A 9,624-nucleotide genomic window follows, 5' to 3' on the forward strand; every position below is an offset into this window, starting at 1 on the left:
TGCGCCCCAACCGCATCGTCGCCGGTCTGCGGTCCGAGTGGGCCGACGACATGCTCCACGCCGCACACCTGGGCATCCTCGAGCTGGCCGCCGCGGAGGGTCGCGAGGTGCCGGTGGTGGTGACCGACTTCGCCACCGCCGAGCTGGTCAAGGTGGCCGCGAACGCGTTCCTGGCCACCAAGATCAGCTTCATCAACGCCATGGCCGAGGTCTGCGAGGTCGCCGGCGGCGACGTCACCCAGCTGGCCCGGGCCATCGGCTACGACCCCCGCATCGGCAACCGCTTCCTGCAGGCCGGCGTCGGCTTCGGCGGCGGCTGCCTGCCCAAGGACATCCGCGCCTTCCAGGCCCGCGCCCAGGAACTCGGTGCCGGCGAGGCCCTGCGCTTCCTGCACGAGGTCGACCTGATCAACCAGCGCCGTCGCAGCAAGGTGCTGCAGCTCGCCGCCGAGCTGCTCGGCTGCCCGCCGGGTCCGGCCGGGCCGCGCTTTGGCGATGCCCGCATCGCGGTGCTCGGGGCGACGTTCAAACCCCGTTCCGATGACGTACGGGACTCGCCCGCGCTCGCCATCGCGGCCGCCCTGGCCCGTTCGGGCGCGGACGTCCACGTCTACGACCCCGAGGGCATGGCCAACGCCGTCCTGGTCCAGCCGGATCTGAACTTCGCGGAGAGCCTCGACGACGCCGTCCGGGACGCGGAGCTCGTCTGCGTCCTCACCGAGTGGCCGCAGTTCCGCACGGCCGATCCGGTCCGGCTGGGCCGGCTCGCCGCGACCCGGCTGGTGATCGACGGCCGCAACTGCCTCGACGCGGCAGCCTGGTCCGCCGCCGGCTGGCAGTACCGCGGGCTGGGCGGTCGCGCCGCCACGCCGGCCCCGCCGGGCAGGACAGCCGGGAACCGGGCCGCGCCCGATCACGACAGCCCGGCCGGCCGGCCGGCGATTCCCCGCCCGGCGACCAGGTCCGTTGCAGCTCGGTAGCCATCGGCCGGGTTGGCGAAGGGATCCAGATGTCTGACCGAACCACCCTGTGTGACGGCAAACCGGGCAAAGACCTTGATCAGCCGCCGCCGCGTCGTGACCGGCGCCGCGGCCGGTGCCGCCGCCGTCGGCCTCACCGCAGCCGTACCGGCAGTGGCTGAGGCCGGCGCGGCCACCCGCACCACCAACTCCTACGTCGCGGCGGACGCCGAGCTGCACCTGCTGCGCCGCGCCACCTACGGACCCACCGCGGCCTCGGTCGCCGAGATCCGCCGGCTCGGCGCGGCGGCCTGGCTCGACCGCCAGCTCGACCCGGCCGGCATCGCCGACCCGGCGTGCGACGCGCTGCTGACCCGCTTCCCGCTCATTCAGCTGTCGATCGACGAGCTCCGGGCCAAGGTCGGCACGGGGGCGATGCGGTACGGCTGGGACACCATGCTCCAGCTCGGCTTCGCAGCCACCAGCCGGGCCGTCTGGAGCGAGCGGCAGCTGTACGAGATGATGGCCGACTTCTGGTCCAACCACCTCAACGTCACCAACCCCTCCGGCGACGTCTGGGACAACCGGCACGACTACGACCGCACCGTCATCCGGCCGCACGCGCTGGGCCGGTTCGCCGACATGCTCAAGGCGTCCGCCAAGCATCCGGCGATGCTGACCTACCTCGACAACCGCTTCTCCACCAAGGCCGCGCCGAACGAGAACTACGGCCGCGAGCTGCTGGAACTGCACACGGTCGGGCTGGGCTACACCGAGTCCGACGTCAAGAACGCCGCACGGCTGCTCACCGGCATGACCGTCGACTGGGACACCGGCAAGTACAAGTACAGCCTGAACGCGCACGCCACCGGACCGGTCCGGGTGATCGACTTCCGGCACGCCAACACCACCGCGGCCGGGGGTGAGGCGGCCGCGCTGGCCCTGCTCGACTACCTGGCCCTGCACCCGGCGACCGCCGAGCAGATCGCCACCAAGCTCTGCGTACGCTTCGTCGCCGACACCCCGCCCGCCAAGCTGGTGGACAAGCTCGTACAGGTCTACCTCGACCACAAGTCCGCGATCGTCCCGGTGCTGCGGGCCCTGTTCACCTCCGCGGAGTTCAAGGCGTCCGTGGGGGCGAAGGTGCGGACCCCGTACGAGGACATCGTCGCGACGGTGCGCGCCGTCGGCTACGGCCCGGACGCCACGGGTACGGCCGGCATCGAATCGCTCTACTGGCTGATCGGCTCGCTGGGCCAGGCCCCGATGTCCTGGGCGCCCCCCAACGGCTACCCGGACGTGGCCGCGGCCTGGACGTCCCCCGGCGGCATGCTCGCCCGGTGGAACGCGCACCTGCACATCGTCGCGGGCTACCGGCCCAAGGAGTTCCAGCGGCCGGCCGACCTGGCCGAGGATCTCGTCGGCGCGCTGCCGGCGACGTACGGCGCGCTGATCGACGCGCTCGCCCAGCGGCTGTTCGGCCGCACCCTGCCGGCCGCCGACACGACGGCGCTGGCGAACTACTTCGGCAAGACCCCGGCCTCGGCGCTCAAGCCGGCCGACCCCGCCGCCGGCTGGCGCTTCCCGCAGCTGGTGGCCCTGATGCTGAACTCTCCCTACTTCGCGGTGAGGTGACGACGATGACCGGACCGATCTGTGGCTGCGCGGACGACCAGCGCACCACCATGAGCCGCCGCGGTGTGCTCGGCAAGGCGCTGGCGGCCGGGGCCGCCGGGGCGTTCGCCGGACTGGCCGGCGACCAGATCTCCACCCAGCTGGCCTTCGCCGCCGGCAAGTACACCGGGGACACCCTGGTGCTGCTGTCGCTGCGGGGCGGCTTCGACGGCCTGTCGGCGATCGTGCCGGCCGGCGACCCGGCGTACTACGCGGCCCGGCCGGACATCGCCGTGCCGAAGGCCAAGCTGATCGGCGGTGACACCCGCTTCGGTCTGCACCCGGCCCTCAAGCCGCTGCTGCCGTTCTGGAAGGCCGGCACGTTCGGTGCGGTCCACGCCGTCGGCCAGCCCGCGCCGAACCGCTCGCACTTCTCCGCGATGGAGGAGCTGGAACGGGCCGCGCCGGGCACCTCGGTGCGTACCGGCTGGCTGGACCGGATGCTCGGCGGCCTGGGCGCGGCCAGCCCGTTGCACGGTGTCTCGATGGGCAGCATGATGCCGGCCCGGGCGCTGGCCGGACCGGTCCCCGCCCTCGGCATGAAGTCGATCAACGACTTCGCGATGTACGGCGACCAGGCCGGCCAGCCCATGGCGGCCACCCTGAAGGCCCTCTACGCCGGTGCGCCGGCCGTGCTGGGTCAGCCGGCCGGACAGGTGATGAGCTCGCTGGCGACCACGAAGGCCCTGGCGGCCAAGCCCTACCAGCCGGCCAACGGCGCGGTCTACCCGGACGACGCCCTGGGCCGCGCGCTCAAGGACGTGGCGCGGCTGATCAAGGGCGGTACGGGTCTCATGGCGGCCTGCGTCGACTCCGGCGACTGGGATCTGCACGAGAACCTGGGCGCGGCCGTACCCGGTAAGCGGATGCACGACAAGCTGGCCCAGCTCGCGGCGGCCCTCGCGGCCTTCGCCACCGACCTGGGCAGCACCGGCATGAAGCGGGTCACCCTGGTGACGGTCAGCGAGTTCGGCCGGCGGGTCCGGCAGAACGGCTCCACCGGCGTCGATCACGGCTACGGCAACGCGATGATGCTGCTCGGCGGAGGTGTGGTGGGCGGAAAGGTGCACGGCCGGTGGCCCGGCCTGGCGGAGCGCTACCTGGTCGACGGCGACCTCGCCGTCACCACCGACTACCGCGCGGTCATCGGCGAGATCCTGCACAAGCGCTGCGGCCTGGCCAACACCCGCTCGGTCTTCCCGAACGTCCGCACCACGACGTCGGGAGTGATCCGGTCCCGGTGAGGACCGGGCGTGCTCAGAGGACGGCGGCGACGGCCAGCAGCAGCGCCGAGACGCCGGCCGCGAGCGCGGCGATCCGCAACATCGCCGGGTCGCCCAGAATCATGATCGCCACCCGCGCGCCGGTCTCCCGCGGCGCAAAACTGTTGTCCGCCATCGCTTTCTCCTCGCCTCGGCAGCGCCGCGCGCTGCGATGAGACGACTATCCCGGCCGGGCGGCCCGCGCCGCATCGCCACTGAGCGGGGTTCGCCCGGCCGGTCTCTGCGACGAAAGTCGTAGTGTCCGGCCGGGCCGCACTGCCCTTGGGACAGAGCGCCGTCAGCCGGCGTTGAAGTTGTCGCTGACGTCGCGCTGCAGGTGGGCCATCGTCTCGGCGAGCAGGTCGCGGACCTGACGCTCGTCGGCGAGCCCGGCGGGGACGACCACCTCGGCGCGCACCACACTGCCGCCGGCCGGTGCGTCGTCGACCTGGGCGGTGCCGTGCAGGCCGGTGCTGTCCAGCGAGTGCCACTGCAACTCCAAGTGGTCGGTGACCACTTTCACACCGTACGGGTGGACCCGCTCGCCCACCCGGATGCGCACCTGTTCCCGGCTCGCCGATGCGGTGTTCATCCCGCGGGGTAGCCAGCGGGAAGTGCGGTCGGGATCGGTCAGCACCCCGAAGACCACCTCCGCCGGCGCGGTGAAGTCGTAGGAGCCGCTGACCCGCACGGCCCCGTCTGCGTCGCCCTGTTCAGCCATCACCCCGGTAGCCGTTCCCCGTCCGCCCGCCTTCATGCCATTAGCCTTCTGATGAGTCGACAGGAAGGGCGGTGCCATGCGGTACGTCGCGATCGGGGACAGCTTCAGCGAGGGCATGGGTGACGAACTGCCGGACGGCACCGTGCGGGGCTGGACGGATCTCGTCGCCGCCGGGCTGAGCGCGGGGCTGGCCGGCCGGGGCGAGACCCTGGAGTACGCCAACCTGGCCATCCGCGGCCGGCTGCTGCGGCCCATCGTCACCACCCAGCTCGACGCCGCGCTGGCCCTGCGGCCGGCCGCCGACCTGCTGACCTTCAACGGCGGCGGCAACGACATGATGCGCGCGGGCGTCGACCTGGCCCAGCTGGTGGCCATGATCGAGCAGGCGGTCCGGCGGTGCGTCGACGCGGGCGTACGCCCGGTGGTGCTCAGCGGCGCGGACCCGACCGCACAGCTGCCGTTCGGCCGGACCATCCGCCGCCGCGGCGAATACCTCACCGCGGCCACCCGGGAGCTGTGCGCCCGGCACGACGTGACGTTCGTCGACGCCTTCGGTGACGAGGAGATCCGCCACCACCGGTACTGGTCGACCGACCGGCTGCACCTCAACAGCGCCGGCCACCGGCGGGTCGCCGGCCTGGTCCTGCACGCGCTCGGCTTCGCGGAGCCGCCGGAGCCCGCCGGCACCGCGAGCGGGGCGCGCCGCCGGGTCGCGGAGAACGCCCGGTACTACCGGGAGCACGTGCTGCCCTGGATCCAGCGCCGGCTGCGCGGCCAGTCGTCGGGCGACAACCGCGACCCCAAGTACGCCCGCTGGGAGCTGATCGAGCCGACCGCCCAGAGCCCGCTCCCCTGAGCCGGGCCGGTCACGGCACCGGGCGGGCCTCGTTCTCCTTGGCCGCGGCGGCGTGGCGGCGGGCCTCGGACACGGCCGCCATCAGCTGGTCCCACTGCGGGTCCGGGCGGAACGGCCCGACCGGCAGATCCTTGCCGACCCGCGCCCACATGTACTCCCACCAGGCCGCCACCCGCACCGGCCACAGTCCCACCCGGACCGCGCCGGCCAGGAAGCACCGGTGCACCAGCAGGGTGGCCCCCAGGACCTCCGGATCCAGCTCCAGGTCCGGATCATCGATCGCCTTGCCCAGCGCGCGCACGTCCCGGTGCATCTCCGAGTACGCCACCAGGTCCGGCGTGTCCGGAACGGCCATCGGCGCGTCCTTGACCACCATGTCGGCCGCGTACGCCGGCATGAAGACGAGGTCGTCCACGGTGACGATCAGCGGCAGCTGCTCGTGCCCGCGGCGAATCCCGAGGACGACGACGGGCTGCCCGGCGGGCCCGACGGTCACCTCGTGGCTGAGCACGTCCGACGGGACCAGGCGGGCCTGGTCACCGAGCGCCGGCACCCGCACGACCAGCACCCGGGCCTCGACCGACACCTGGGTGCCGGGCACCTCACCGATCAGCCGCGCGAGTTCCTCAACGTCCATGGCCCCGGTTATACCCAACGACCGCGAACCGATCGCCACCGGCGGGCAGCTGATCGTTCGTCACCGCGCCGCCCGGCCGTTCCTCACCGCCGCCGGTTGTTCCTCATGGCGCTGCCCGGTAGTGGTGGCCGCCCGGGTTGGTCCGGGCCGCCTCGCCCAGCAGGACCGTCACCCGGCACTCCGGGTCACCGACCGCGATGCGCTCGTCCAGCAGCACCACCGCGTCGTCGTGGTTGCGGGCCGCGATCCCGCCGAACACGCTGGAGGTCATCCGGCACAGGGCGGGCGCCTGCCGCACGGTGTCGCCGAACGGGCAGTGCCGGTTGCCCAGCACGATCTTGTCCGGGCCGGCCGAGATGACATAGAAGTCGCCCTCGATGGCGCCCTTGAGCCGCAGGTAGCAGTCAGCGACCTGCTCGGGAGTGAGCCGACCCGCCACCGCCCGGGCCTGGCGATACTCCTCTTCCATCTGTCCGCCGACCGTGGCGCCGACCTGCGCGACCAGCTGCTCGGCCACGGCCGGCCCCTGCGCCGCCTCGGTGCTGCGGGCCAGCTCGACGACCAGCGCCCGCAGGAACGCCTCCTTACCGAATCCGCCCGGCCCCGCCTCGTCCGCGGCGGGCAGCGGATTGAGCTGCCGGCGCGGCGGATCGAACGACGCCTCGGCCCGCCGGGTCAGCGCCAGCACCACCTGCACCCGCTTGCCCGGCCCGCGCTTGGCGATCACGTCGAGGTCCTTGGCCAGCTGGGAGACGAGCCACAAACCGCGGCCGCGCTCACTGGCGGTCTCCGGCAGCGACAGCCCGCCCAGCTCGAACGCCGGCCCGAGGTCGTGCACGGTCAGCAGCGGGCGCGGCTGGGACCAGTCCAGGCTCACCCAGACCGGGCCGCCGGCGTGATGCACGGCGTTGCCCACCAGCTCGGAGACGACGAGCCGGGCGTCGTCGACGTCGTCGGGCTGCTCGGCGTGCCGGCGCAGAAAGGCGGTCACCTCGGCGCGCAACGCGGCAGCCGACGCCCCGCTCCCCGGCGTGAGTAACCAGTCCAATCCGCACTCCCGTTCCGAAGAAGCCCCCGCGGATCGAAGCACGATAACCCCTACGGTGCCGCCGGAAGCCCGGCCGGAGGCGATTCCACCCGTCGGTCCGACCCCGATCGTGGGGGGCTGGGTATCTTGCCCGGTATGAACGGTGTGGTGTCAACGGCGGTCCCGGTCTGCTACGTGCGCAATGTCGAGCAGGCCCAGGCGTTCTATGCGATGTTCGGCTACACCGAGACGCAGAGCGGTGAGGAGAACGGGGGGCTCTGGTCGTACCTGCAGAGCGGCAGCCACACGCTGCTGCTGGCCTGCGTGCAACCGCCGGTGATCCAGGCCGAGCTGCCGCTGCTCATCTACCTCTACGTCGACGACCTGGCCGCCGTACAGGAAAGGTTCTCCGCCGCCGGGCACCCGGTGGAGCTGATCGGCCACCCCAGCCACGCACCCGGCGGAGAGGCCCGCACCAAGGACCCGGACGGCAACGTGGTCGTCTTCGGTCAGCGCACCGGCACCCCGGCCGGCCGGGCCCGGCCCAGCGACGAGGCCGCCCGCAGCTCCCTGATCCGGCAGGCCGCCGAGGCGATCGGCCGGCGCGGCGGCGCACCGGCCGCCTGCCAGGTCGGCCTGGCGGACGGCAACCCGTGTGAGCAGCCGGCCGAGGTCAAGCTGGCCGACTCCTGGGGCGAGACGGTGTGGGGCTGCCTGAGTCACACCGACGAGGCGCTGCTCAACGCCCGCAGCGCGTTCATCGCCACCGAGGACGATCAGGGCCTGGGTCCCTGGCTGCGCGCCCGCCGGGGTCACCCCGACACCTGACCGCCCGCCACGGCCACCGGGACGCCTGACCGTCGGCCGGCTCAGGCCAGGACGGCGTCGATCTGGCCGACCGCGGCGGAGAGACCCTGCTCGAAGCCCATCCCGATGAGCAGGTCCATCGCGTCGGCGGACGGGAAGGTCGTCACGATCACCATGCGGCTGCGGCGGGCCGGCTCCTCCTCGATGCGGACCCGGACCAGCAGCGACTGGATGTCAGGGTCACCCATCTCGAACTCCAGGCCGTCCGGCGGGGACACGGCGAGCACGTGCCACCAGCCGGTGCGCCGTTCGCCGTCGGGCCCGGTCACGAAATAGCCGACCTTGCCGCCCGGCCGCAGGTCGTGCTCGACCACGGTGGCGGGGTGCGTCGGCGGACCCCACCACCGTTCGAGCCGGCGGGGGTCGGCCCAGAGCTGCCAGACCCCCGCGGCGGTGGCGGCGAACTCCGCGGTGAGGGTCATCGTCCGGGTCTCCGGATCTTTGTGGACGCTGGTGACGGTCATGCGGGCTCCCCCGGGTTCGGGTCCTCGGCGAGGACGTCGCCGAAACGGTCCATCCGGTCCCGCCAGACCAGTTCGAGCTGGTCGAGCAGCCGGGCGGCGCGGCGGACGGTGTCGACGTTGCCGGTCACGAGCTGCTCGCGGCCGCTGCGGCGCTTGGTGACCAGGGCGGCCCGTTCCAGCACGGCGACGTGCTTCTGCACCGCGGCGAAGGTCATCGGATAGAGCCGGGACAGCGCCGAGACCGAATACTCGTCCCGCAGCGTCCGCACCACGATGTCGCGCCGGGTGCTGTCGGCGAGGGCGTGGAACACCGCGTCCAGCGCCTGTCGCTCGACCTCATCTACAACCATGTGGTAGTACGTTACCCCATGAAACTCATCCTGATGCAGTTCCTGTCCCTGGACGGCGTAGCCCAAGGCCCGGGCGGACCGGACGAGGACACCACCGACGGATTCACCGGCGGCGGCTGGTTCGTGCCGCACGTGGACGAGACGTTCATGCGGCTGGTCACCGAATGGATCCGGGAGGCGGACGGCTTCCTGCTGGGCCGGCGGACGTACGAGGCCTTCGCCCGCGACTGGCCGAAGGCGACCGACCCGGACGACGAGGTCGCCCGCCAGCTCAACGGCCGGGCCAAGTACGTCGCCTCGCAGACGCTGCGCACCGGCGACTGGGCACCGACCACCGTGCTGTCCGGCGACGTCGCGGCCCAGGTCGCGGAGCTGAAGCGGCAGCCCGGCCGGGAGCTGCAGATCCACGGCAGCGCCCGGCTGGCGCAATCCCTGCTGGCGGCCGGCCTGATCGACGAGCTGCGGCTGATCATCGCCCCGGTGGTGGTGGGCGCGGGCCGCCGGCTGTTCCCGGACGGAGGTACGCCGGCCGGCCTGCGCCTGACCCGCCACGAATCGACGCCGAGCGGCCTGGCGATCCACTTCTACGAACCGACGGGGGCACCGACGACGGACACGCTGCACACCGACGACCCGCGCCGGCGCGTCTGACCCGGCGCCGGCCCGATTACGGGCCCGCCGGCCCCGGCCGCGCCTCCGCCGGCCCTGATCGCGCCTCGCTGGCCCTGGTTGCGCCTCCGCCAACCCTGGCCGCACCTCCGCCAGCTGTGATCGCGTCTCCGCTGACTCTGGTCGCGGGGCTGGCTC

11 protein-coding genes and 1 pseudogene are annotated in these 9,624 nt (G+C 72.9%); 6 read left to right on the forward strand and 6 right to left on the reverse strand.

What is annotated here, in order from left to right; translation table 11 throughout:
* The 3 genes and pseudogenes from Aau02nite_RS44360 to Aau02nite_RS44370 form a co-directional block, all read left to right on the forward strand.
* Positions 1 to 854, forward strand: a pseudogene (locus Aau02nite_RS44360) (nucleotide sugar dehydrogenase); the annotation flags it as partial.
* 201 nt (positions 855 to 1,055) lie between these two features.
* The gene (locus Aau02nite_RS44365) at positions 1,056 to 2,594 is read left to right on the forward strand and encodes a DUF1800 domain-containing protein (RefSeq protein ID WP_246595909.1); all 1,539 of its coding nucleotides are present in this window, start codon (positions 1,056 to 1,058) and stop codon (positions 2,592 to 2,594) included.
* A 5-nt stretch (positions 2,595 to 2,599) separates the two neighbouring features.
* Positions 2,600 to 3,877 (forward strand): DUF1501 domain-containing protein, encoded by a 1,278-nt coding sequence (locus tag Aau02nite_RS44370; RefSeq protein ID WP_212994720.1) that lies wholly within the window; start codon positions 2,600 to 2,602, stop codon positions 3,875 to 3,877.
* A gap of 13 nt (positions 3,878 to 3,890) precedes the next feature.
* Here the strand turns inward: Aau02nite_RS44370 and Aau02nite_RS44375 are convergent, their stop codons facing one another.
* Together Aau02nite_RS44375 and Aau02nite_RS44380 are read right to left on the reverse strand one after the other, a co-directional pair.
* A complete protein-coding gene (locus Aau02nite_RS44375; RefSeq protein ID WP_212994721.1) occupies positions 3,891 to 4,031 on the reverse strand; it encodes a hypothetical protein in 141 nt (46 codons plus the stop codon).
* 162 nt (positions 4,032 to 4,193) lie between these two features.
* Positions 4,194 to 4,616 (reverse strand): SRPBCC family protein, encoded by a 423-nt coding sequence (locus tag Aau02nite_RS44380; protein ID WP_212994722.1) that lies wholly within the window; start codon positions 4,614 to 4,616, stop codon positions 4,194 to 4,196.
* A gap of 76 nt (positions 4,617 to 4,692) precedes the next feature.
* Here Aau02nite_RS44380 and Aau02nite_RS44385 point away from each other — a divergent pair, with 76 nt between their 5' ends.
* Positions 4,693 to 5,472 (forward strand): SGNH/GDSL hydrolase family protein, encoded by a 780-nt coding sequence (locus Aau02nite_RS44385; RefSeq protein WP_212994723.1) that lies wholly within the window; start codon positions 4,693 to 4,695, stop codon positions 5,470 to 5,472.
* A gap of 10 nt (positions 5,473 to 5,482) precedes the next feature.
* On the opposite strand, the gene Aau02nite_RS44390 is transcribed toward Aau02nite_RS44385, so the two are convergent.
* Both Aau02nite_RS44390 and Aau02nite_RS44395 read right to left on the reverse strand, forming a co-directional pair.
* Complete coding sequence (locus Aau02nite_RS44390) at positions 5,483 to 6,109, reverse strand: hypothetical protein (RefSeq protein WP_212994724.1); 627 nt, start codon at positions 6,107 to 6,109, stop codon at positions 5,483 to 5,485.
* Between the two features lie 103 nt (positions 6,110 to 6,212).
* Positions 6,213 to 7,157 (reverse strand): methanogen output domain 1-containing protein, encoded by a 945-nt coding sequence (locus Aau02nite_RS44395; protein ID WP_212994725.1) that lies wholly within the window; start codon positions 7,155 to 7,157, stop codon positions 6,213 to 6,215.
* Positions 7,158 to 7,292: 135 nt separating this feature from the next.
* Here Aau02nite_RS44395 and Aau02nite_RS44400 point away from each other — a divergent pair, with 135 nt between their 5' ends.
* Complete coding sequence (locus tag Aau02nite_RS44400; RefSeq protein WP_212994726.1) at positions 7,293 to 7,964, forward strand: VOC family protein; 672 nt, start codon at positions 7,293 to 7,295, stop codon at positions 7,962 to 7,964.
* A gap of 41 nt (positions 7,965 to 8,005) precedes the next feature.
* On the opposite strand, the gene Aau02nite_RS44405 is transcribed toward Aau02nite_RS44400, so the two are convergent.
* Positions 8,006 to 8,467 (reverse strand): SRPBCC family protein, encoded by a 462-nt coding sequence (locus Aau02nite_RS44405; protein WP_212994727.1) that lies wholly within the window; start codon positions 8,465 to 8,467, stop codon positions 8,006 to 8,008.
* Entirely contained in the window at positions 8,464 to 8,817 is a 354-nt protein-coding gene (locus tag Aau02nite_RS44410; protein WP_212994728.1) for an ArsR/SmtB family transcription factor, read from the reverse strand. The genes Aau02nite_RS44405 and Aau02nite_RS44410 overlap by 4 nt, the downstream gene beginning before the upstream one ends.
* Before the next feature lie 18 nt (positions 8,818 to 8,835).
* Between Aau02nite_RS44410 and Aau02nite_RS44415 the strand changes: the two genes are divergently transcribed.
* A complete protein-coding gene (locus Aau02nite_RS44415) occupies positions 8,836 to 9,468 on the forward strand; it encodes a dihydrofolate reductase family protein (RefSeq protein ID WP_212994729.1) in 633 nt (210 codons plus the stop codon).
* Positions 9,469 to 9,624 lie beyond the last annotated feature (156 nt).

The sequence above is a fragment of the Actinoplanes auranticolor genome (assembly GCF_018332655.1).
Taxonomy (GTDB): domain Bacteria; phylum Actinomycetota; class Actinomycetes; order Mycobacteriales; family Micromonosporaceae; genus Actinoplanes; species Actinoplanes auranticolor.

Bases quoted from the DNA above. Each gene is read 5' to 3' on its own strand.
- Aau02nite_RS44380 (WP_212994722.1), bottom strand. From the start codon at position 4,616: ATGGCTGAACAGGGCGACGCAGACGGGGCCGTGCGGGTCAGCGGCTCC.
- Aau02nite_RS44405 (WP_212994727.1), bottom strand. From the start codon at position 8,467: ATGACCGTCACCAGCGTCCACAAAGATCCGGAGACCCGGACGATGACC.
- Aau02nite_RS44400 (WP_212994726.1), top strand. From the start codon at position 7,293: ATGAACGGTGTGGTGTCAACGGCGGTCCCGGTCTGCTACGTGCGCAAT.
- Aau02nite_RS44385 (WP_212994723.1), top strand. From the start codon at position 4,693: ATGCGGTACGTCGCGATCGGGGACAGCTTCAGCGAGGGCATGGGTGAC.
- Aau02nite_RS44415 (WP_212994729.1), top strand. From the start codon at position 8,836: ATGAAACTCATCCTGATGCAGTTCCTGTCCCTGGACGGCGTAGCCCAA.
- Aau02nite_RS44410 (WP_212994728.1), bottom strand. From the start codon at position 8,817: ATGGTTGTAGATGAGGTCGAGCGACAGGCGCTGGACGCGGTGTTCCAC.
- Aau02nite_RS44375 (WP_212994721.1), bottom strand. From the start codon at position 4,031: ATGGCGGACAACAGTTTTGCGCCGCGGGAGACCGGCGCGCGGGTGGCG.
- Aau02nite_RS44390 (WP_212994724.1), bottom strand. From the start codon at position 6,109: ATGGACGTTGAGGAACTCGCGCGGCTGATCGGTGAGGTGCCCGGCACC.
- Aau02nite_RS44370 (WP_212994720.1), top strand. From the start codon at position 2,600: ATGACCGGACCGATCTGTGGCTGCGCGGACGACCAGCGCACCACCATG.